Here is a 21,816-nt window from a genome sequence, read left to right on the forward strand (position 1 = left end):
TCCCGACGCGACACCCCCGACCGGTCCCGGACCGCGGCGAGACACATCCCCTCGCCGCGGACCCGGACCGGTCGCGTGCGTACCGGTCGCGTGCATCCCGGTCCGGATTTGGTGACCGCCCGGGCAGGAGCGCTAGGGTTGTCCCATGCTTTCCGTCCGGTGCACCGTTTCGACGCGTGCGGCTCTCGCCGCCCGCGCCATGCGCCGACGCCTGCGCGACCGCCGAAGCTAGGCGGCGTTCCGGGCGGTCCTGACCAGTGGATCGACGTGGGCGCCGCCGTCGCCGAGACAACCGTCGTCCACTCGAACAAGGAACAAGCATGACTTTCTCGGTCGCCGTCGCAGGCGCTTCCGGATACGCGGGCGGTGAACTGCTGCGCATCCTCGCCGGGCACCCCGATTTCGAGGTCCGCACCGTCACCGCGCACCAGAATGCGGGCCACCCGCTGATCGCGCACCAGCCGCACCTGCGGTCGCTCGCGCACCTCACCCTGCAGGAGACGAGCCCGGAGACGCTCAGCGGGCACGACGTCGTCTTCCTGGCGCTCCCGCACGGCACGTCCGGCGAGATCGCGGCGCAGCTGCCGGACGACACGGTCGTGGTCGACTGCGGCGCCGACCACCGGTTGGAGGACCCGGCCGACTGGGCGGCGTTCTACGGCGGTGAGCACTTCGGCGCCTGGGCGTACGGCGTGCCGGAGCTGCCCGTTGGCAGTGGCGCCGCAGTGTCCGGCAAGCAGCGCGACCACCTCGTCGGCGCACGGCGGATCGCCGCTCCCGGCTGCAACGCGAGCGCGGTCTCTCTCGCCCTCGCTCCCGGCATCCAGGCCGGGCTGATCGATGACGAGGACATCGTCGCGGTTCTCGCGGTCGGCCCGTCGGGCGCGGGCAAGTCGCTGAAGACGATGTACCTGGCCAGCGAGATCCTCGGCTCCGCCAACCCGTATGCAGTGGGCGGGACGCACAGGCACATCCCCGAGATCCAGCAGAACCTGCGGAAGGCTGGCGCCGGATCGCCGACGCTGTCGTTCACGCCGGTGCTGGTGCCGATGTCACGCGGCATCCTCGCGACCTCGACCGCGCGGGTGAAGCCCGGCGTCACCGCCGCGCAGGTCCAGGCCGCGTGGGAGGAGGCGTACGCCGGGGAGCCGTTCGTGCAGGTGCTGCCCGCGGGCGTGGTGCCGCGCACCTCCGACGTGCTCGGAGCGAACACCGTGCTGATCGGAGTGGCGCTGGATGCCGCAGCGGGCCGGGTCGTGACCGTGCTCGCGATCGACAATCTGTATAAGGGGACGGCCGGAGCGGCCATCCAATCCGTCAACATCGCCCTCGGACTCGACGAGACCGCGGGCCTGACCGTGAACGGAGTCGCACCGTGACGCGAACGTCGAGCCCTGCCCAGACGGCGGAACCGCCGGCGACGGGAGCACACTCGTGAGCGTCACCGCAGCCTCCGGGTTCGCCGCGGCGGGCGTCGTCGCCGGCCTCAAGGCCAGCGGGCGGCGCGACCTCGCCCTCGTGAAGAACCTCGGCCCGCTGAACGCTGCGGCCGCGGTCTTCACCACCAACAGGTGCAAGGCCAACCCGGTGCTCTGGAGCGAGCAGGTCATCCAAGATGGCGTGGTCTCCGCCATCGTCCTCAACTCGGGCGGGGCCAATTGCTACACCGGCTCGCAGGGCTTCCAGGTGACGCACGCGACCGCGGAGGCCGTCGCCACGGAACTGGGTATCTCGGCCGGTGACGTCCTCGTCTGCTCGACCGGTCTGATCGGCGATCAGTTGCCGCTGGACAAGCTGGTCGCCGGTGTCTCGACGGCCGCCAACGCGCTCGCCCGCGATGCCGGCCTCGGCGCGGCGGAGGCCATCATGACCACCGACACCCGCGCCAAGGAGGCGCAGTTCCGCTCGCCGAACGGCTGGACGGTCGGCGGCATGGCGAAGGGCGCCGGGATGCTCGCGCCAGGTCTCGCCACCATGCTCGTCGTCATCACGACCGACGCCGTGCGGACCTCTGACCAGCTGGATGCGGCCCTCCGCCGGGCGACGCGCGTCACGTTCGACCGCCTCGACTCGGACGGCTGCATGTCGACCAACGACACCGTCGCGCTCCTCGCCTCCGGAGCGAGCGGTGTCGAGCCGGGCGACGACGAGTTCGCCCGAGCGCTCACGGACGTCTGCCGCGACCTCGCCGAGCAGCTGCAGGCCGATGCGGAGGGCGCCTCGCACGACATCGCGATCGAGGTCGTGAACGCCGCCAGCGAGGACGACGCGGTCATCGTCGGCCGGGCGGTGTCGCGCAGCAACCTGTTCAAGGCCGCGATCTTCGGTAACGACCCCAACTGGGGCCGGGTGCTCGCCGCCGTCGGCACGACCGACGCCGAGTTCGACCCCTACGGGATCGACGTCGCGATCAACGGCGTGCAGGTGTGCACGGCGGGCGAGCCCGACCAGCCCCGCGAGCTGGTGGACCTGACGCCGCGCGCGGTCCACATCCTCATCGACCTGCACGCGGGCGAGGAGACGGCGACCATCCTGACCAACGACCTCACGCACGACTACGTGCACGAGAACAGCGCGTACGCCAGCTGATGACCGCGACGGACGACATGGACACCGACCAGACCGAGAGAGACCTGGCTGCGGACGCAGCCGAACGCGACCACGCGGCCGCTGCGGCGAAGGCCGAGACCCTCATCGAGTCGCTGCCGTGGCTCAAGACCTTCCACGACCGCATCATCGTGGTGAAGTTCGGCGGCAACGCCATGGTCAACGAGGAGTTGCAGCGCACCTTCGCCGAGGACATGGTCTACCTGCGCTACGCCGGTCTCCGCCCGGTCGTCGTGCACGGCGGCGGTCCGCAGATCTCCGCCATGCTCGACCGGCTCGGCATCGACTCGGAGTTCCGCGGCGGCTACCGCGTCACGACCCCGGAGGCCATGGAGGTCGTCCGGATGGTGCTGACCGGGCAGATCAACCGCGACATCGTGGGCAACATCAACAAGCACGGCCCGCTCGCGGCAGGACTTTCGGGCGAGGACGCCGGACTCTTCCAGGGCCGGCGCCGCGCGGCGGTCATCGACGGCGAAGAGGTCGACCTCGGCCTCGTCGGAGACGTCGTCGCCGTGGATCCCGAGGCTGTGCTGGCGCAGCTGGCCGCCGGACGCATCCCCGTCGTGTCGTCGATCGCGCCGGACATCGACGACGCGGCCCAGGCGCTCAACGTCAACGCGGATGCGGCGGCGGCGGCGCTCGCGGTCGCGCTGGGGGCCGCCAAACTGGTGATCCTGACGGACGTCGCCGGGCTGTACAGCGACTGGCCGAACCGCGACTCGCTGCTGTCGAAGATCGGCGCGGACGAGCTCCGCGAGCTGCTGCCCTCGCTGGAATCGGGCATGATCCCGAAGATGGCGGCGTGCCTCGACGCGGTCGACGGTGGAGTGGAGAAAGCGGCGATCATCGACGGGCGGGTGCCGCACTCGATCCTGCTCGAGGTGTTCACGCAGTCCGGCATCGGGACGGAGGTGGTGCCCGCGTGAGCGAGGACCAGGAATGGAACAGGACCATGACGGAAGATCCCGACAGCCCGGCACCCGGAGCGCAGTGGCGCGACGGCGCTTGGCGCACACCGTTCGGCGAGACGATCATGCGCACGCTGGCGACGCCCAAGGTGATGCTCTCGCACGGCCAGGGCTGCCGGGTGTGGGACGTCGACGGTAACGAGTACCTCGACTTCCTCGCCGGGATCGCGGTCAACTCGCTCGGGCACGCGCATCCGGTGCTGGTGGATGCGGTCAGCCGTCAGGTCGCGACGCTCGCGCACGTCTCCAACTACTTCTCGACCGCTCCGCAACTGGAGCTCGCCGGCCGTCTGCGCACCATCACGGGCGCCGGCGACCGCGGCCGGGTGCTGTTCGGCAACTCGGGCGCGGAGGCCAACGAGGCCGCGTTCAAGCTCGCCCGCCTGAATCGTGGCCCGCACGGCCGGAAGACGCGGGTGCTGGCTCTCAACAACGCGTTCCACGGCCGCACCATGGGGTCGCTCGCCCTCACCGGCAAGCCGCCCATGCGGGAGGCGTTCGAGCCGCTGCCCGGCGGAGTGCAGCACATCGACTCCACGATCGCGGCGCTCGAAGCGGCCATCGACGATCACGTGGCCGCGCTCTTCGTCGAGCCGATCAAGGGGGAGGCCGGGGTCCTCGACCTGCCCGAGGGCTTCCTGAAGCGGGCGCGCGAGCTCACGGAGCAGCACGGAGCGCTGCTGATCATCGACGAGATCCAGACCGGGGTCGGCCGCACCGGCGCCTGGTTCGCGTACCAGCACGAGGGCATCCTTCCCGATGCCGTCACCGTCGCGAAGGGCATGGCCGGCGGTGTGCCGATCGGCGCCCTGGTGACGTTCGGCTGGGCGTCCGACCTGTTCACCCAGGGTCAGCACGGATCGACGTTCGGCGGCAACCCGCTCGCGACCGCGGCGGGCAACGCCGTGCTCGCCGAGATCGAGCGCTCCGACCTGGTCGGCAACGCCGCCCGGCGCGGGGAGGAGCTGAAGGAGATCATCCGGTCGCTCGAGTCGCCTCTGATCGGGGATGTGCGCGGCCACGGCCTGCTCATCGGCATCGGCCTCACGGACGGCGAGGCGCACCGCCTCTCCGACGCCGCGCTCGCCAACGGTCTCATCATCAACGCCCCCAACGAGTCCAGCATCCGCTTGGCTCCGCCGCTCATCGTCGGCGACGCCGAGCTCGCGGAGTTCCGCGACCGCTTCGCTCGGGCTCTCGCCACCCTGTAACTCCGCGCCGACCACCTCCGATCCACGAAAGGGCCAGCATGACCCGGCACTTCCTCCGCGACGACGACCTCGCGCCCGCCGAGCAGGCGGAGATCCTGGACCTCGCAGCCGTGTTGAAGCGCGACCGCTTCTCGGCGAAGCCGCTCGCCGGCCCGCAGACCGTCGCGGTGATCTTCGACAAGACGTCGACGCGCACCCGCGTCTCGTTCTCCGTCGGCATCGCCGATCTGGGAGGCAGCCCGCTGATCATCCAGAGCGGCGAGAGCCAGCTCGGCGGCAAGGAGTCGCTGGCCGACACCGCCCGGGTGCTGGAGCGCATGGTCGCCGCGATCGTCTGGCGCACCTACGCGCAGGCGGGACTGGAGGAGATGGCCGAGGGGACGCGCGTACCGGTCATCAACGCGCTGTCGGACGACTTCCACCCGTGCCAGATCCTCGCCGACCTGCTCACCGTCCGCGAGCACAAGGGTCGTACGGCCGGGCTCACCATGAGCTACTTCGGCGACGGAGCGAACAACATGGCGCACTCGTACCTGCTGGGCGGGGCGACCGCGGGCATGCACGTGCGTATCGCGGCGCCGGCGGACTACGCGCCCGCCGAGGCGATCGTCGCGGATGCGCGGGCCATCGCCGAGCGCACGGGCGGCTCGGTGACGGTGCTGACCGACCCGGCCGAGGCCGCGGCGGGTGCGGACGTCATGGTCACCGACACCTGGGTGTCGATGGGCAAGGAGGACGAGAAGGCGGAGCGCGTCGCCGTCTTCGGCGACTACACGGTCGACGAGCGGCTGATGGGGCTGGCCGCACCGGACGCCGTCTTCCTGCACTGCCTGCCCGCCTACCGCGGCTACGAGGTGAGCGCCGAGGTGCTCGACGGCCCGCAGTCCGTCATCTGGGACGAGGCGGAGAACCGTCTGCACGCGCAGAAGGCGCTGCTCGCCTGGCTGCTCGCGAAGAACGAGGAGACGGCAGCATGACCGACACGGGCGAAACCGGCGAGACCGGCGGCGTCGGCCGCACCGGCGAGGGCTCCCTCTGGGGCGGCCGCTTCGCCGGCGGTCCATCGCCCGAGCTGGCGGCGCTGAGCAAGTCGACCCACTTCGACTGGCAGCTCGCCGCATACGACATCGCCGGGTCCCGGGCGCACGCCCGGGCGCTCGCCGCGGCGGGGTACCTCACGTCTGAGGAACTCGACGGGATGCTGGCCGCTCTCGACAAGCTCGACCGCGATGTCGCGTCCGGCGCCTTCGTCGCGGCCGAGACCGACGAGGATGTGCACGGAGCCCTCGAACGCGGACTGATCGAGCGGGCGGGGGCGGAGATCGGCGGCAAGCTGCGCGCCGGCCGCAGCCGCAACGACCAGATCGCCACGCTCGTCCGGATGTACCTGCGTGACCACGCCGGCGTCATCGCCGAGCAGCTCATCGCGCTGATCGACGCCATCGCCTCCCAGGCGGACGCGCATCCCGCCGCCATCCTGCCGGGGCGTACGCACCTCCAGCACGCCCAGCCGGTGCTGCTCGCGCACCACCTGCTCGCGCACTGCTGGCCGCTGGTGCGCGACCTGGAGCGTCTGGCCGACTGGGACCGCCGGGCCGACGTCTCTCCGTACGGCTCCGGCGCCCTCGCCGGTTCCACCCTCGGACTCGACCCCCTGCTCGTCGCGCGCGAGCTGGGCTTCGCCCGCAGCTCCGAGAACTCGATCGACGGCACGGCGGCACGGGATGTGGTGGCCGAGTTCGCGTTCGTCGCCGCCCAGATCGGTGTCGACCTGTCGCGGTTCGCCGAGGAGATCATCCTCTGGAACACGCGCGAGTTCGGGTTCGTCACCCTCGACGACGGCTACTCGACGGGCTCGTCGATCATGCCGCAGAAGAAGAACCCGGATATCGCCGAGCTCGCGCGTGGCAAGGCCGGTCGCCTCATCGGCAACGCCACGGGTCTCCTCACCACCCTCAAGGGACTGCCGCTCGCGTACAACCGCGACCTGCAGGAGGACAAGGAGCCGGTGTTCGACTCGGTGCGGACCCTCGAGACGGTGCTTCCCGCCTTCACCGGCATGGTCGCCACGCTGCGCTTCCACACGGACCGCATGGCGGAGCTGGCACCGCAGGGCTTCTCGCTCGCGACCGACGTGGCCGAGTGGCTCGTCAAGCAGCACGTTCCGTTCCGCACCGCCCACGAACTGAGCGGCAGCCTGGTGCGCTTCGCCGAGGAGAACGGGCTGGAGCTGCACGAAGTGGCCGACGAGCAGCTGGCGGCGATCTCACCCCTGCTGACGCCCGAGGTCCGCTCCGTGCTCTCGGTGGAGGGATCGGTGGCGAGCCGCGACGGCGTCGGCGGCACCGCGCCCGACCGCGTCGCCGAGCAGCTGGCGGCTCTCACCGACCACGTGAGGAAGGCCGCGCTGGCCCTCCGCGCATCCAGAAGGGACCTGGTCTGATGGCGCGTTTCGAACCCGAGCGGAAGCGACCGTGGATCATCCCAGCCGTCGTGGTGCTCGCCGTCGCCGTCATCGTGATCGGGCTGGTCGTCGCCGTCGCCGCGGGCGGCCGGATCTTCTGACGTGACGCTGTACCGGCCCGAGCGCGACGTCTTCCTGGCGTCGTCGCTCGAGGTTGCGCCGCAGCTGCTCGGCGCCGTGCTCCGGCACGAGACGCCGGAGGGGACGGTCGGGCTGCGGATCACGGAGGTGGAGGCGTACATCGGCGACGGCCTCGACCCCGGGTCGCACGCCTTCCGCGGACGCACCCGCCGCAACGCCGTCATGTACGGGCCGCCCGGCCACCTGTACGCCTACTTCACGTACGGGATGCATGTGTGCGCCAACGTCGTCTGCTCGCCGGAGGGCGAGGCGACCGCCGTGCTATTGCGCGCGGCGGAGGTGATCGAGGGGGAGGACCTCGCCGAGCTGCGGAGGGTCGGGGGCAGCGGCCGCCGCATCCCGCACCGCGACCTCGCGCGAGGACCGGCACGACTCGTCGTCGCCGCCGGGATGAGCCTCGCCGACGACGGCGCCGACCTCTTCCGCCCGCCGTTCGAGCTGCTGCTGCCGACGGAGCAGGCGGAGTACTCGATGGGGCCGCGGACAGGAGTCTCCGGGGCGGGCGGCGGACTCGCGTACCCGTGGCGCTACTGGCTGACGGGAGACCCCACCGTTTCGCCGTATAAGCGGCATCCCAAGTCCGACGACTGACGGGATGCCGTGGCGGCGCGGTTCAGCCGGCCACGATCCGGAAGACGGCCGCGCAGACGCACGCCCAGATGATGCTGGTCAGGGTGCCGATGATGAAGCGCTCGCGCGCCTCGGCCTCCTCGAGCTCCGTGAACCGGCCGACGCCCTTGATGGCGACCAGGACGGCCAGCCCCTCGGGGAAGCCGGCCATGATCGTCCCGGCCGCGGCCAGCCGCTCCAGCAGGCCGATGGTGGTGCCGCCGCGGAGCACTTCGCGCGTGGTCGTGCCGCCTTCCGGCGTCACCGCGCGCACCAGGATGCCGCCGTGGGCGCTCGGCTCGGTCGTGCTGCGTGTGGCCAGCGCGAGGACCAGTTGCGAGACCGGCCAGCCGCCGAGCACCGCCAGGGCGAGGGCGGCTGCACCGATCAGCAGTCTGAGCACGAAGGGGGCGTGCTGCGCCGGGATGAGGACGATCACGAGGGAAGCGGCCAGCAATGCGGTCGCGCAGTAGACCAGAGGGCGACGCGGTGTCCGCAACGTGGCCACGATGCAGCCGAGTGAGGCGAGCAGCAGGAGGAGGGCGAGCACCCAGAGCGCGTGCGGCGCCACCTGGTTCAGCAGCACCGGCACCGGCGGCCACGTGGTCATGCGTCCTCCTCGGGTGTCCGCCGATCGGCCTGGGCCGCGTCGGCACGTGCCAACAGCCTAGTCAGCGCCGGGATGGCCGCCAGTTCTGCACGGAGCGCCCCGGCCCGCGCGCGATCGCTGGCCGACTGCGGGGTGATGCCGAGCCGGGCGCCCGCCTCGGCCTGGGTGAGTCCGGACGAGACGAGGTCGTAGAGCTCCCAGCCGGCGGCGGTGCGCCCCTCGCGGAGGGTCAGCAGCAGGGTGAGCAGCGCCTCCGCATCCGCTGCGGGCTCCTCGGCGGCGACCGCCTCGACGGCGAATCGGGCCGGGGTGCGCTTTGCGCGGGTGACCGCCGCGCGCGCCGCGATGAACGCATCCCCGGTGGCCTCCCGGGTGTTGTCCGGCAGGGGGAGGCGCACGTCGCCCAGTCCGAGCCCCACACTCCAGGCCCCGTCACGGGTGAGATCGAGGACGAGGTCGAGCGCCGTCGCCGGATCCGCCGTCAGCGTCTGCAGCTCGTCTCCGGCGTTGCGGTCCGGTGGCAGGGCGAGGCGCTCGCCGTAGCGCTCGTGGATGGTGTCGAGCGTCGGGGCGACGATGTCGGCTCGTCGTCGGCTGTCGACCTGGTCGGCGGTGATCACGAACATCCTGGCCTCCTTCATCAGGGCTGTGGGCCTGATGAGGATGATATCAGGTCTCTCGGCCTGATGACCAGTGCATCAGGCCTGCTGGCCTGATCGCGGGACGCCCGCCCCGCTCCATCCGCCCGGACACCCGCTGATAACCTGAACGCGTGTCAGAAACCGCCCTCTCCCGCGATCCGAGCAGCAGCGCAGACAGCGCCCGCGCGCACGGCCTCGCCGCACAGGCCAACGACGCGTCCTTCGACGACGTCTGGGACGAGCTGAAGTGGCGCGGACTCATCCACGTGTCGACGGATGAGACCGCCCTCAAGGAGCTCCTGGCCGGCGGCCCGATCACGTACTACTGCGGCTTCGACCCGACCGCGCCGAGCCTCCACCTCGGCAACCTGGTGCAGCTGCTCACCATGCGGCGCCTCCAGCTCGCCGGCCACCGGCCGCTCGGGCTGGTCGGCGGTTCCACCGGCCTGATCGGCGATCCCCGCCCGACGGCCGAGCGCACCCTCAACACCAAGGAGACCGTCGCGGAGTGGGTCGGCTACCTGCAGGCGCAGGTCACCCGCTTCCTCTCCGACGAGGGCGACAACGCTGTCCGGCTGGTGAACAACCTCGACTGGACGGCGCCGATGTCGGCGATCGACTTCCTGCGCGAGATCGGCAAGCACTTCCGGGTCGGCACCATGCTCAAGAAGGATGCGGTGGCCGCGCGCCTCAACTCCGACGAGGGCATCTCGTACACCGAGTTCAGCTACCAGATCCTGCAGGGGATGGACTTCCTCGAGCTCTACCGCCAGTACGGCTGCGTGCTGCAGACCGGCGGAAGCGACCAGTGGGGCAACCTGACCAGCGGCACCGAGCTCATCCGCAAGGTCGAGGGCGCGCATGTTCACGCCATCGGGACGCCGCTGATCACCAACAGCGACGGCACCAAGTTCGGCAAGAGCGAGGGCAACGCCGTCTGGCTCGATCCGACGCTGACGACGCCGTACGCGATGTACCAGTTCTGGCTGAACACCGACGACGCCGACGTGATCGACCGGCTCAAGATCTTCACCTTCCTGTCCAAGGCCGAGATCGAGGAGCTGGCGCAGAAGGTGGCCGACGAACCGTTCAAGCGCGAGGCGCAGCGACGGCTCGCGTTCGAGGTCACCTCGCTCGTGCACGGCGTCGCGGCGACCGAGGCGGCCATCGCGGCCTCCCAGGCGCTCTTCGGCCAGGGCGAACTGGCCGACCTGGACGCGGCGACGCTCGAGGCCGCCCTCCGCGAACTCCCCAACACGACCACCACCGCGCCGTCGACGACCGTGGCGCAGGCGCTCGTCGACACGGGGCTGACGTCGAGCCTCGGCGAGGCGCGGCGCGCGGTCGCCCAGGGCGGCGTCTCCGTCAACAACGCAAAGGTCGAGGACGCGGAGCAGCCCATCGGCTCTTCGGTGCTGCCCGGCGACATGGTGGTGCTGCGACGCGGAAAGAAGACCCTCGCGGGTGTCTTCGTCGCGTGAGGCGCTGACGTACGGTTGAGCCATGTCCGATGAACCGCAGGGATCGGTCGACGAGGGCGGCCTCGTCGACCGGCTGGATGTGATCGAGGAGCAGCCGCTGGCCGCACGGGCCGACGCCTACGCGAACCTCCACGAGCAGCTCCGTCGCACCCTGGAAGGCGACGACGACCATGGCCGGAGCTGAGCAGCGGCTCGACGTCGCCCTGGCCGAGCGCGGCCTCGCCCGCTCTCGGTCGCACGCGGCCGCTCTGATCGCGGAGGGGCTGGTCACCGTCGACGGGCAGCCGGTGGTCCGCGCGGCGGCGAAGGTCGGCGACGGGCAGGAACTGCGGATCGCCGGAGCCGACCACTACGTCAGCCGCGGCGCTCACAAGCTCATCGCCGCCCTCGACGGCTTCGGAGTGGACCCGGCGGGCCGGATCGCTCTCGACGCCGGCGCATCCACCGGGGGCTTCACGCAGGTGCTGCTGGAACGCGGCGCCGCCCGTGTGATCGCCGTCGACGTGGGGCACGGCCAGCTGTCGCCCGCGCTGGCGGGGGAGGAGCGCCTCGAATCGTACGAGGGCGTCAACGTCCGCTCCCTCTCGCCCGAGGTGCTCGCCGGTCTGACCGGCGACGACGTGCGCCCGGACCTCGTGGTGGCCGACCTGTCGTTCATCTCGCTCACGCAGGTGCTTCCCGCACTGGTGGCCACGGCCGTCCGCGGCGCCGACTTCCTCCTGCTCATCAAGCCGCAGTTCGAGGTCGGGCGGCAGGGCATCCGCGAGGGCGTGGTCCGGGATGCGGGCCTCCGGGCCGACGCGGTGTCCGACGTGCTGTGGGCGGCTCACGACGTCGGCCTCGGAACGGCGGGCCTCATCCCGTCGCCGATCGCCGGAGGGCACGGCAACCGCGAGTTCCTGGTCTGGTTGCGCTCGGGCGCGCCGGACCCGTCCGGGCTGCGCGACGAGGTCGTGCGACTTTCGCGCTAGGTGAACGTTCTCCACAAACCTGGCCGCGTGGCCTCGCCCTGCGCGTGAAAACAGACAGAATGGGAGAACGGCTTTTCGACAGGAGGGAACGTGACACTGATGGGTGCAGCGACGCGGTACATCCTCGTCGTCGCGCACACCGGTCGTCAGGACTCCCTCGAGGCGGGTGTCCGGGTGTCCCGGCAGCTGCTCGACGCGGGCGTCGTCCCGGTGCTGAGCGCCGATGAGCGACGAGATCTGCTGGAGGCCGATCCGTCGCTCGACGCGGTGGCGGTGCTCGGCGACGACGTGGCCCCGAGCGAACTTGAGCTCGTCATCGTCCTGGGCGGCGACGGCACCATCCTGCGTGCGGCCGAACTGGTCCGCGGCTGCTCGGCTCCGCTCCTCGGCGTGAACCTCGGCCATGTCGGGTTCCTCGCCGAGAGCGAGCGCGACGATCTCGAGACCGCGGTCGCCCGCGGGCTGGAGAAGGACTACGAGGTCGAGGAGCGCATGACGCTGTCGGCCCGGGTGAAGGTCGGCCGTGAGGTCGTCTACGAGAGCTGGGCTCTCAACGAGGCCACGGTCGAGAAGGCCAGCCGCGAGCGGATGCTCGAAGTCGTGATCGAGGTCGACGGCCGCCCGATGTCGAGCTTCGGCTGCGACGGCGTCGTCATGTCGACGCCGACCGGCTCGACGGCGTACTCGTTCTCCGCGGGCGGCCCGGTGGTCTGGCCCGGCGTCGCCGCGCTGCTGCTCGTGCCGCTGAGCGCACACGCCCTGTTCTCCCGGCCTCTGGTGGTGGATGAGGACTCCTCCCTCGCGGTCGAGCTGCTCGACCGTGCGGGCGGCGCCGGCATCCTCTGGTGCGACGGCCGCCGTCCGTTCGACCTCCCGCCGGGGGCGCGTGTCGTCGTGCGGCGCTCGCCCATCCCGGTGCGGCTGGCTCGGCTCCACCCTGGGCCCTTCACCGACCGTCTTGTGCACAAGTTCGACCTCCCCGTGACGGGTTGGAGGGGGCCGGTCGGTCGTGACTGACGCACGCGGGGGCATCGAGGAGATCTCGATCAAAGACCTGGGCGTCATCGCAGACGCCTCCCTCCCGCTCGGCGCGGGATTCACGGCCATCACCGGCGAGACCGGCGCGGGCAAGACCATGGTGGTCTCGGCGCTCGGCCTGCTGCTCGGGGAGCGTGCCGACACCGGCGCTGTCCGCCTCGGCAGTCCGCAGGCCTGGGTGGAGGGCCGTTGGCGCGTGCCGTCGTCGGGCGAGGTCGTCGCACGTGTTCGCGACGCCGGCGGCGACGTCGACCCCATCGACACCGCGGAGGCGGAGCTCGTGCTGAGCCGTTCCGTCTCGGCCGAGGGCCGCTCGAGGGCCGTCGTCGGCGGGCGCAGCGCGCCCGTCTCGGTGCTGACCGAGCTCGGCGAGCAGCTCGTGGTCGTCCACGGGCAGTCCGATCAGATCCGGCTGCGCTCGGCGATCGCCCAGCGGGCCGCCCTCGACCGGTTCGCCGGTCCGCAGTTCGCGGAGCAGCTGGCCACCTACGAGCAGGTCTTCCACCGCTGGCGCGACAACCGCGCCGAACTCGACGAGTTGATCGCCGATCAAGACCGCCGCGCGCGTGAGGCGGAGGATCTGCGGGTCGCGATGGCCGAGATCGAGTCCGTCGCACCGCAGCCGGGAGAGGACGACGAGCTGGCTGAACGCGCCGAGCGGCTCACCAACCTGGAGGACCTCCGGCTCGCCGCGGGCGCCGCCCGTGAGCTGCTGAGTGCCGAGGAGTCCGAGGGCACGGACGCCCTGGGCCTGCTCGACAACGCACGCCGCCAGCTGGAGCGCGTGGCACCCCACGACAGCGCACTCCAGCCGCTCGCCGAGTCGGTCGCGGAAGCGAACTACCTGATCTCCGACATCGCGGCGCAGCTGTCGACCTACCTCGCGACGCTCGACGCCGACGGAGCCAACGAGCTGGAGGTGGTGCAGGAGCGCCGCTCGGAACTCGCGATCCTGATCCGCAAGTACGGCCCGACCCTCGACGACGTCATCCGCACGCTCGAGACGGGCAGCCTGCGCCTGCTGGAGCTCGACGGCGACGCCGACCGCATCGGAGAGCTGACGCAGGAGGTCGAGGCAGATGCTGCGCTGGTCGCCGAGCTCGCTGCCGGCCTGAGCGCCGAGCGCACGGCCGCCGCCGCACGCCTGTCCGAAGCGGTCACGGAAGAGCTCTCCGCGCTGGCCATGCCCGACGCGCGCATCGTCGTCGAGGTGACGCAGCGCGACGACGCAGACCCGCAGGCCTACACCGCGAGCGGCCGCGACCAGGTCGCCATCCTGCTTCAGCCGCATCCCGGCGCCGAGCCCCGCCCGCTCGGCAAAGGTGCATCGGGCGGCGAGCTGTCGCGCGTGATGCTGGCGATCGAGGTCGTCATCGCGGGCAGCGACCCGGTGCCCACCTTCATCTTCGACGAGGTCGACGCCGGCGTCGGGGGCGCCTCCGCCATCGAGATCGGCCGCCGCCTCGCGCGGCTCGCCGAGACCGCGCAGGTCATCGTCGTCACGCACCTGGCCCAGGTGGCCGCGTTCGCCACCAACCACCTCACCGTGGTCAAGGGGAGCGACGGCGCCGTGACGGAATCGTCCGTGCGGCGACTCGACGGCGACGAGCGCATCGCCGAGATGGCCCGCCTGCTCTCGGGCCTCCCGGACTCCGAGAGCGGCCTCGCCCACGCCCGCGAGCTAGTCGACATGGCGTCCGCCGCGCGGCGCTGACGGTCAGCCGGAGCCCCGGCGGGTGATAGGCTATAAGCCCGTGGTGGATTATTCAGACGCGGGCACATCGAACGGCACTACCAAGCACATCTTCGTGACAGGTGGTGTCGTTTCTTCGTTGGGGAAGGGCCTCACGGCGGCCTCCCTCGGCAACCTTCTGACGGCCCGCGGTCTCCGCGTGGTCATGCAGAAGCTCGACCCCTATCTCAACGTTGACCCGGGGACGATGAACCCGTTCCAGCACGGTGAGGTCTTCGTCACCGACGACGGCGCGGAGACCGACCTCGACATCGGGCACTACGAGCGCTTCCTCGACATCAACCTCGGGCAGTCGGCCAACGTCACCACCGGGCAGATCTACTCCAACGTCATCGCGAAGGAGCGCCGCGGCGAGTACCTCGGCGACACCGTCCAGGTCATCCCGCACATCACCGACGAGATCAAGCGCCGGATGCGGCTGCAGGCGCAGCCGGGGCCGGACGGCGAGCCCGCGCCCGACGTCATCATCACCGAGATCGGCGGCACCGTCGGCGACATCGAGTCGCAGCCGTTCATCGAGTCGGCCCGTCAGGTGCGCCACGAGCTCGGCCGCAAGAACTGCTTCTTCGTGCACGTCTCGCTCGTGCCGTTCATGAACGCGTCCGGCGAGCAGAAGACCAAGCCGACGCAGCACTCGGTCGCCGCCCTCCGCTCCATCGGCATCCAGCCGGACGCGCTCGTCCTGCGCAGCGACCGCCCGGTGTCGGACAGCAACAAGCGCAAGATCGCGCTGATGTGCGACGTGGATGAGCAGGCCGTCGTGAACGCCGTCGACGTGCCGAGCATCTACGACATCCCGACCATGCTGCACGAGCAGGGCCTCGACGCGTACATCATCGACCAGCTCGGCCTCGACAAGGCCGCCGACGTCGACTGGGACGGCTGGGCGCGCCTGCTGGAGTCGGTCCACGACCCCAAGCACGAGGTCACCATCGGCCTGGTCGGCAAGTACATCGACCTGCCCGACGCCTACCTCTCGGTCACCGAGGCCCTGCGGGCCGGCGGGTTCGCCCACCGCACCAAGGTGAAGCTGAAGTGGATCGCCTCCGACGAGTGCCAGACGCCCGAGGGCGCCGCGGCGCAGCTGTCGGACGTCGACGCCATCTGCGTGCCCGGCGGCTTCGGCGTTCGCGGCATCGAGGGCAAGGTCGGCGCGCTCCGGTTCGCGCGTGAGAACGGCATTCCCGCGCTCGGCCTGTGCCTGGGCCTCCAGTGCATGGTCATCGAGTACGCCCGGCACGAGGCCGGTCTCGGCGGTGCGTCGTCGTCGGAGTTCGACCCGGACACCGAGTTCCCCGTGATCGCCACCATGGCCGAGCAGGTGGACATCATCGCCGGCGGCGACCTCGGCGGCACGATGCGTCTGGGCCTGTACCCGGCGAACCTCGCCGAGGGCTCCCTGGTCTCCGAGCTGTACGGCTCGAACGAGGCGTCGGAGCGTCACCGCCACCGCTACGAGGTGAACAACAACTACCGCGAGCAGATCGCCGACGCGGGCCTCTGGTTCTCCGGCACGTCGCCGGACGGCCACCTGGTCGAGTACGTCGAGCTGCCGCGCGACGTCCACCCGTTCTACGTCGGCACGCAGGCCCACCCCGAGCTCCGCTCGCGCCCGAACCGCGCGCACCCGCTCTTCGCCGGGCTCGTCGGCGCCGCCCTCGACCGTCAGAAGGCCAGCCTCCTGTTCGAGGTCGCCGAGGCGGACGCCGAGATGGTCGCCGAAGCCTGATGACGGAGAACGTCGAGACCGCAGCCGCTGAGCTGAACGACCAGCCCTTCCGCCCGGAGGTCGTCTCGTCCGAGACGGTCTTCGAGGGAGCGATCTGGAATGTCCGCCGTGACGTCTTCCGGTACAACGGCGACGAGATCACCCGCGAGTACGTCGATCACACCGGCGCCGTCGGCATCCTCGCCCTCGACGACGACGGCCGCGTGCTGCTGATCCGCCAGTACCGGCACCCGGTCCGTCACCGCGACTGGGAGATCCCGGCCGGGCTGCTCGACATGTCGGGCGAGAGCCCCCTGGAGGCCGCGAAGCGCGAGCTGGGTGAGGAGGCCGACCTCCAGGCCGACGAGTGGAACGTGCTCGCCGACGTGTTCACGAGCCCCGGCGGCAACGACGAGGCGATCCGGATCTACCTGGCCCGTGGCATCCACTCGACCGGCTCCGCGTTCGCCCGTGAGGCGGAGGAGGCCGACATCGAGGTGCGCTGGGTGCCCCTCGACGAGGCGGTGGAGGCGGTGCTGCAGCGCCGCGTCCACAACGCTCCGCTGATCATCGCCCTGCTCGCCGCCCGCACCGCGCGTGACGGCGGATGGGCCACGCTCGGCTCGGCGGACGAGCCCTGGCCGAGCCACCCCAAGCTCGCGAGATGACCGTCGCGGCCGATGTCGACGCCTTCCTGAGGCATGTCGCCATCGAGCGCGGCCTCTCGGCGAACACCGTGGCCGCCTACCGCCGTGACCTGGTCGTCTACGCCTCCTGGCTGGAAGAGCAGGGCATCGGGGATGTGTCGGTCGTCACCCCGGCGACCCTCTCGGAGTTCGCCCTGCACCTCGGGACGCGGGAGGAGTCGCCGCTGACGGCGTCATCCCTCGCCCGGATGCTGTCCACGGTCCGCGGGTTCCACCGGTTCCTGCTCGAGGAGGGGCGCGTGCAGGCCGACGCGGCCCGCGACCTGCGCCCGCCGAAGCTGCCGAGCCGCCTGCCGAAGGCGATCACCGTCGAACAGGTGGCCGCGCTGCTCGCCGCGACGGACGGCGACGATGTCGCGGCGCTCCGCGACAAGGCGCTCCTCGAGCTGATGTACGCCACGGGCGCCCGGGTGAGCGAGGCCGTCGACCTCAACGTCGACGACGTCATCGACACCGACGTCGTCCGTCTCACCGGCAAGGGGAACAAGCAGCGCATCGTGCCGCTGGGCGGCTACGCCCAGGCCGCGCTCTCCGCCTACCTGGTACGCGCCCGGCCGGTGCTGTCGGCGAAGGGACGGGCGACCCCCGCGTTGTTCCTCGGGATGCGCGGGGCGCGGCTGTCGCGCCAGAACGTGTGGCTCATCATCCGGGCGGCCGCGGAACGGGCGAAGCTCGACCTGGAGATCTCGCCCCACACGCTGCGGCACTCGTTCGCCACGCACCTGCTGGCCGGGGGAGCGGACGTGCGGGTCGTGCAGGAGCTGCTGGGCCACTCCTCGGTCGCGACGACGCAGATCTACACGCTGGTGACCGCGGACACCCTCCGCGACGTCTACACCGCCTCCCACCCGCGCGCACGCTGAACCCTGCGAGCCGCCCTCCGTCCCGCGGTCGGGAGTCGCGAGATTTGGCGCAAATCGCGGTTTTGGCGCTGCGATAACCGCGATTTGGCGCAAATCTTCGCCTACGGAGCCGTGCGATGCCGGCGGCGCGGGGCCCGGCAACGCAGCCACACGAACACGGAGCGTGCGTCCCCGCCGGCGCGGCGCGTTCCGGCGAAGCCGAGCTTCGCGAGCACACCGAACGAGGGCGCGTTCCACGTCGCCACCGTCGCCCACAGGGTCGGGAACCCCGCGTCGAACGCCGCGTCCGCGACGGCAGCCGCGGCCTCGGTCGCGTAGCCGTGCCCGACATGGCCCCGCAGCAGCTCGTAGGCGATCTCCGGCTGGGATGCGCTGGCCCGCCCGACCACGAGCCCGCAGTACCCGACCGCCTCACCCGTCGAGGCGAGCTCGATCGCATACAGCCCGAACCCGCGTTCCTCGAACGTCGCGCGCTGCGCATCCAGCCGCTCCCGCTCGTCCTCCACCGAGCCCGGAGCCCGGCCGAGGGGATGCTCGGCGAGCAGTGCGAGGTTCCACTCGGCGTCGCGCCCATCGCGCGGGCGCAGACGCAGGCGCGGGGTCTCGAGGGCGGACGGCATCGGCTGCACGCCGCCAGCGTACCGAACCGCCGGGCGCGCGCCCCGCAAGCGGGGCACGGCGCGGATAGACTGTCCCCTTGAAAGACCGGCCACGAGAGGGACGAGGAACACCCAGGTGACGCGCAACGACGAGGTCGAGACCGAGCTGCCGGGCATGGATGTCGCATCCATCGCCACGAAGCCCGGACCCACCGGCCGTCCGCAGCGTGCGTTCCCGGTGCCCGCTCCGCTGAAGCAGCACGGTCCGGCGAAGATCATCGCCCTCTGCAACCAGAAGGGCGGCGTCGGCAAGACGACGACCAGCATCAACCTCGGCGCTTCCCTCGCCGAGTACGGCCGTCGCGTCCTCGCGGTCGACTTCGACCCGCAGGGTGCGCTGTCCGCCGGCCTCGGCGCCCACACGCACGACGCGACGACCATCTACGACCTGCTGCTGAACCGCAACGCGGACGTGCAGGGAGCGATCCAGACGACGTCGACGCCCGGGCTCGACATCATCCCGGCCAACATCGACCTGTCCGCGGCCGAGGTGCACCTGGTCAACGAGGTCGCCCGCGAGCAGATCCTCGCCGGCGTTCTGCGCAAGGTCGCCAACGACTACGACGTGATCCTGGTCGACTGCCAGCCGTCGCTCGGCATCCTGACCGTCAACGCGCTCACCGCCAGCCACGGCGTGCTCATCCCGCTCGAGTGCGAGTACTTCGCCCTCCGCGGCGTCGCTCTGCTCATCGAGACGATCGACAAGGTGCGCGAGCGGCTGAACCCCGCGATCGAGCTGGACGGCATCCTCGCCACCATGTACGACTCGCGCACGCTGCACTCGCGCGAGGTGCTGGAGCGCGTCGTCGACGCCTTCGGCGACCGCGTGCTCGAGACGGTCATCTCGCGCACGGTGAAGTTCCCGGACGCGTCGGTCGCGGCCACCCCGATCACGCAGTTCGCGCCCGAGCACCAGGCGGCGGAGGCGTACCGCCAGCTGGCGCGGGAACTGGTGTTCCGTGGCGCCGTCGCCTGATACGAGCGAACCGGGGACGACCGAACCGGCGGCGACCGTTCCCGCCGAGGAGTCGTCCGGTTTCCGTGTCTCCCTCGGCGACTTCGAGGGCCCGTTCGACCTGCTGCTCTCGCTGATCACCAAGCACGAGCTCGACATCACCGAGATCTCGCTCAGCCGGGTGACGGACGAGTTCATCGCCTACCTCCGGCAGCTCGACACCGACGAGAGCCTCGACGAGGCCAGCGAGTTCCTGCTGGTCGCGGCGACCCTGCTCGACCTTAAGGTGGCCGGTCTGCTGCCCCAGGGCGAGTTGGTGGATGCGGAGGACGTCGCCCTGCTCGAAGCCCGCGACCTCCTGTTCGCCCGGCTGCTGCAATACCGTGCTTTCAAGGAGGCGTCCGCGTGGTTCGCGCAGCGGCTGGAGGCCGAGGGTGCCCGTCATGCCCGGCTGGTGCGCCTGGAGGACAAGTTCCGCCAGCGCACGCCTGAGCTCGTCTGGACGCTCAGCCTCGACGACTTCGCGGCCCTCGCCACCTTGGCGATGACGCCGCGCGAGGTCCCCGTCGTCGGGCTCGACCACCTGCACGCGCCGCTCGTCAGCATCCGCGAGCAGGCCGCTGTGGTCGTCGGGATGCTGCGCCACGGCGAGCCGATGAGCTTCCGGCAGCTGGTGGCCGGCGCCGAGCAGAAGGGCGTCGTCGTCGCGCGGTTCCTCGCCGTGCTGGAGCTGTACCGGCGGGCGGCGATCGCCTTCGAGCAGCTGGAGCCACTCGGCGAGCTGACGCTGAGGTGGACCGCCGAGCACTGGTCAGAAGAGAACCTGTCGAATCTGGGAGCCGACTATGACGGTTGAGAACACGGACGTCGCGGACGCGACCGAGACGACCGAGGTGACCGACACCACCGAAGTGCCCGCGCCGGTCGAGGACGCGCAGATCGAGCGCGCCCTCGAGGCGATCCTCATGGTCGCGGACGAGCCGATGAGCGTCGTCACGCTGGCCACAGCCGTCGGAGCGCCGGTGAAGCGTGTCCGGGCGGCGCTCGCCACGATCGTCGCAGACTTCGACGGCGAGGGCGGCGGTGTCCGCCGCGGCTTCGAGCTGCGCGAGGTGGGCGGGGGATGGCGCATCTACGTCCGCGAGGAGTTCGACCACGTCGTGGCCGACTACGTGCTGCAGCAGAACCCGACCAAGCTCTCGCAGGCGGCACTGGAGACCCTTGCGGTGATCGCGTACAAGCAGCCGATCAGTCGCGGCGCCATCGCATCCATTCGAGCCGTCAACGTGGACTCCGTGGTGCGGACACTGCTCGGCCGCGGCCTGATCACCGAGCTGTTCACCGACAGCGAGACCGGCGCGATCAACTACGGCACCACCGATCTGCTGCTCAGCCAGCTGGGCATCAACTCGATCGACGAGCTGCCCAAGATCTCTCCGTTGCTCGCGGATGGCGCGGACGGGTTCGAGGGCGATGTCCGCTGAGTCGATGCAGGGCGAGCGCCTGCAGAAAGTGATGGCGGCCGCCGGTGTGGCCTCGCGCCGGGTGTCGGAGGACATGATCGTGGCGGGCCGCGTGACGGTCAACGGGAAGGTCGTCCGCGAACTCGGAACGCGAGTCGACCCCGAGGTGGATCAGGTGGCGGTGGACGGCACGGCCGTCCAGCTCGACACCTCCCGCCGCTACGTCATGCTCAACAAGCCGGTGGGCGTTGTGAGCTCGATGCGCGACGAGCAGGGCCGGCCCGACCTGTCGCGCTTCACGGCGGACTACCCGGAGCGGCTGTTCAACGTGGGCCGGCTGGATGCGGAGACCTCCGGGCTGCTCATCCTCACCAACGACGGCGAACTGGCGCACGTGCTCGCGCATCCATCGTTCGGGGTGACGAAGACCTACATCGCTCGTGTGCGCGGCGTCGTCACGCCGCAGACCATCGGACGGCTGACGAAGGGCGTCGAGCTCGAGGACGGCCCGATCGCCGCCGACAAGGCCAAGCTGCTGCAGTCGAACCCGCGGGGCGACGACTCGCTCGTCGAGATCACCCTGCACTCGGGCCGCAACCGCATCGTCCGGCGGATGCTCGCCGAGGTCGGGCACCCGGTGGTCGAGCTGGTCCGGCGGCAGTTCGGGCCGCTGCACCTCGGCACGCTGAAGTCGGGTCAGCTGCGCGACCTCACGAAGGCGGAACTGGGCCAGCTGCTCACCATCTCGCGCGAGAACCGCTGAGCGCTCTCCGGCTCATCCCCGCGGCAGCCTCGGCGGGAACGGAGGAGGTTCGGCGCGTGCGCGCCGCAGCGACCTCCGTTCGTCGTCGCGCGCCGGCGTGTCCGCCCCGGACTCCTCCGTTTGCGCGTACTCACCTCAGCTGTGGCGAACGGAGGACTTCTCCCGCGCCGCGCCGGGCGCGCGCCGAAAACGGAGGGGATC

23 protein-coding genes are annotated in these 21,816 nt (G+C 71.0%); 20 read left to right on the forward strand and 3 right to left on the reverse strand.

Annotation, left to right across the window (positions count from 1 at the left end; translation table 11 throughout):
- The first annotated feature begins 320 nt into the window (after positions 1-320).
- From argC to ABIC47_RS09850, 8 genes are read left to right on the forward strand one after another with little or no spacing between them, the layout of a single operon-like run.
- Positions 321-1,379 (forward strand): N-acetyl-gamma-glutamyl-phosphate reductase, encoded by a 1,059-nt coding sequence (argC, locus tag ABIC47_RS09815; protein ID WP_089874951.1) that lies wholly within the window; start codon positions 321-323, stop codon positions 1,377-1,379.
- A 55-nt stretch (positions 1,380-1,434) separates the two neighbouring features.
- Positions 1,435-2,589 (forward strand): bifunctional glutamate N-acetyltransferase/amino-acid acetyltransferase ArgJ, encoded by a 1,155-nt coding sequence (gene argJ / locus ABIC47_RS09820; RefSeq protein WP_354479857.1) that lies wholly within the window; start codon positions 1,435-1,437, stop codon positions 2,587-2,589.
- Complete coding sequence (gene argB, locus ABIC47_RS09825; protein ID WP_354479860.1) at positions 2,589-3,536, forward strand: acetylglutamate kinase; 948 nt, start codon at positions 2,589-2,591, stop codon at positions 3,534-3,536. Before argJ ends, argB begins: the two co-directional genes overlap by 1 nt.
- Before the next feature lie 26 nt (positions 3,537-3,562).
- Positions 3,563-4,789 carry an acetylornithine transaminase gene (locus ABIC47_RS09830; RefSeq protein ID WP_354479862.1) on the forward strand — a complete coding sequence of 409 codons (1,227 nt, stop codon included), beginning with the start codon at positions 3,563-3,565 and terminating at the stop codon, positions 4,787-4,789.
- 38 nt (positions 4,790-4,827) lie between these two features.
- Positions 4,828-5,766, forward strand: coding sequence for an ornithine carbamoyltransferase (argF, locus tag ABIC47_RS09835; RefSeq protein WP_020075340.1), 939 nt, complete (start codon positions 4,828-4,830; stop codon positions 5,764-5,766).
- Positions 5,763-7,232 (forward strand): argininosuccinate lyase, encoded by a 1,470-nt coding sequence (argH, locus tag ABIC47_RS09840; RefSeq protein WP_354479866.1) that lies wholly within the window; start codon positions 5,763-5,765, stop codon positions 7,230-7,232. Before argF ends, argH begins: the two co-directional genes overlap by 4 nt.
- Positions 7,232-7,354: a hypothetical protein gene (locus ABIC47_RS09845; protein WP_018190175.1), complete on the forward strand. Its 123-nt coding sequence runs from the start codon at positions 7,232-7,234 to the stop codon at positions 7,352-7,354. The genes argH and ABIC47_RS09845 overlap by 1 nt, the downstream gene beginning before the upstream one ends.
- 1 nt (position 7,355) lies before the next feature.
- Positions 7,356-7,985: a DNA-3-methyladenine glycosylase gene (locus tag ABIC47_RS09850; RefSeq protein WP_354479869.1), complete on the forward strand. Its 630-nt coding sequence runs from the start codon at positions 7,356-7,358 to the stop codon at positions 7,983-7,985.
- Positions 7,986-8,007: 22 nt separating this feature from the next.
- On the opposite strand, the gene ABIC47_RS09855 is transcribed toward ABIC47_RS09850, so the two are convergent.
- Together ABIC47_RS09855 and ABIC47_RS09860 are read right to left on the reverse strand one after the other, a co-directional pair.
- Positions 8,008-8,613 (reverse strand): hypothetical protein, encoded by a 606-nt coding sequence (locus tag ABIC47_RS09855; protein WP_354479872.1) that lies wholly within the window; start codon positions 8,611-8,613, stop codon positions 8,008-8,010.
- Entirely contained in the window at positions 8,610-9,239 is a 630-nt protein-coding gene (locus ABIC47_RS09860) for a DNA-binding protein (RefSeq protein WP_354479874.1), read from the reverse strand. Before ABIC47_RS09860 ends, ABIC47_RS09855 begins: the two co-directional genes overlap by 4 nt.
- A gap of 146 nt (positions 9,240-9,385) precedes the next feature.
- Between ABIC47_RS09860 and tyrS the strand changes: the two genes are divergently transcribed.
- The 8 genes from tyrS (at position 9,386) to xerD (ending at position 17,775) form a co-directional block, all read left to right on the forward strand.
- Positions 9,386-10,735, forward strand: a complete 1,350-nt coding sequence (gene tyrS, locus ABIC47_RS09865) for a tyrosine--tRNA ligase (protein WP_354479877.1) — start codon at positions 9,386-9,388, stop codon at positions 10,733-10,735.
- 22 nt (positions 10,736-10,757) lie between these two features.
- The gene (locus tag ABIC47_RS09870) at positions 10,758-10,919 is read left to right on the forward strand and encodes a hypothetical protein (protein ID WP_018190180.1); all 162 of its coding nucleotides are present in this window, start codon (positions 10,758-10,760) and stop codon (positions 10,917-10,919) included.
- The gene (locus ABIC47_RS09875) at positions 10,906-11,706 is read left to right on the forward strand and encodes a TlyA family RNA methyltransferase (protein WP_020075335.1); all 801 of its coding nucleotides are present in this window, start codon (positions 10,906-10,908) and stop codon (positions 11,704-11,706) included. Before ABIC47_RS09870 ends, ABIC47_RS09875 begins: the two co-directional genes overlap by 14 nt.
- Before the next feature lie 99 nt (positions 11,707-11,805).
- On the forward strand, positions 11,806-12,723 hold the full coding sequence (locus ABIC47_RS09880; RefSeq protein ID WP_354480146.1) for an NAD kinase: 918 nt from the start codon (positions 11,806-11,808) through the stop codon (positions 12,721-12,723).
- Complete coding sequence (gene recN, locus ABIC47_RS09885; protein ID WP_354479880.1) at positions 12,716-14,458, forward strand: DNA repair protein RecN; 1,743 nt, start codon at positions 12,716-12,718, stop codon at positions 14,456-14,458. Before ABIC47_RS09880 ends, recN begins: the two co-directional genes overlap by 8 nt.
- A gap of 40 nt (positions 14,459-14,498) precedes the next feature.
- A complete protein-coding gene (pyrG, locus tag ABIC47_RS09890; protein WP_081626597.1) occupies positions 14,499-16,226 on the forward strand; it encodes a CTP synthase in 1,728 nt (575 codons plus the stop codon).
- Positions 16,226-16,873 (forward strand): NUDIX domain-containing protein, encoded by a 648-nt coding sequence (locus ABIC47_RS09895; protein ID WP_354479883.1) that lies wholly within the window; start codon positions 16,226-16,228, stop codon positions 16,871-16,873. The genes pyrG and ABIC47_RS09895 overlap by 1 nt, the downstream gene beginning before the upstream one ends.
- Positions 16,870-17,775, forward strand: coding sequence for a site-specific tyrosine recombinase XerD (gene xerD, locus ABIC47_RS09900; RefSeq protein WP_354479885.1), 906 nt, complete (start codon positions 16,870-16,872; stop codon positions 17,773-17,775). The genes ABIC47_RS09895 and xerD overlap by 4 nt, the downstream gene beginning before the upstream one ends.
- Before the next feature lie 101 nt (positions 17,776-17,876).
- Here xerD and ABIC47_RS09905 read toward each other — a convergent pair whose 3' ends face one another.
- Positions 17,877-18,395, reverse strand: a complete 519-nt coding sequence (locus ABIC47_RS09905; RefSeq protein ID WP_354480149.1) for a GNAT family N-acetyltransferase — start codon at positions 18,393-18,395, stop codon at positions 17,877-17,879.
- Between the two features lie 115 nt (positions 18,396-18,510).
- Here ABIC47_RS09905 and ABIC47_RS09910 point away from each other — a divergent pair, with 115 nt between their 5' ends.
- From ABIC47_RS09910 to ABIC47_RS09925, 4 genes are read left to right on the forward strand one after another with little or no spacing between them, the layout of a single operon-like run.
- The gene (locus ABIC47_RS09910; protein ID WP_018190188.1) at positions 18,511-19,410 is read left to right on the forward strand and encodes a ParA family protein; all 900 of its coding nucleotides are present in this window, start codon (positions 18,511-18,513) and stop codon (positions 19,408-19,410) included.
- Positions 19,394-20,245 carry a segregation and condensation protein A gene (locus ABIC47_RS09915; RefSeq protein ID WP_354479888.1) on the forward strand — a complete coding sequence of 284 codons (852 nt, stop codon included), beginning with the start codon at positions 19,394-19,396 and terminating at the stop codon, positions 20,243-20,245. The genes ABIC47_RS09910 and ABIC47_RS09915 overlap by 17 nt, the downstream gene beginning before the upstream one ends.
- Complete coding sequence (scpB, locus tag ABIC47_RS09920; RefSeq protein ID WP_018190190.1) at positions 20,235-20,873, forward strand: SMC-Scp complex subunit ScpB; 639 nt, start codon at positions 20,235-20,237, stop codon at positions 20,871-20,873. The genes ABIC47_RS09915 and scpB overlap by 11 nt, the downstream gene beginning before the upstream one ends.
- On the forward strand, positions 20,863-21,615 hold the full coding sequence (locus ABIC47_RS09925) for a pseudouridine synthase (RefSeq protein ID WP_309857492.1): 753 nt from the start codon (positions 20,863-20,865) through the stop codon (positions 21,613-21,615). Before scpB ends, ABIC47_RS09925 begins: the two co-directional genes overlap by 11 nt.
- The last annotated feature ends 201 nt before the right edge of the window (positions 21,616-21,816 follow it).

The organism is Leifsonia sp. 563, assembly GCF_040545055.1.
In the GTDB taxonomy this organism is placed as follows: domain Bacteria; phylum Actinomycetota; class Actinomycetes; order Actinomycetales; family Microbacteriaceae; genus Leifsonia.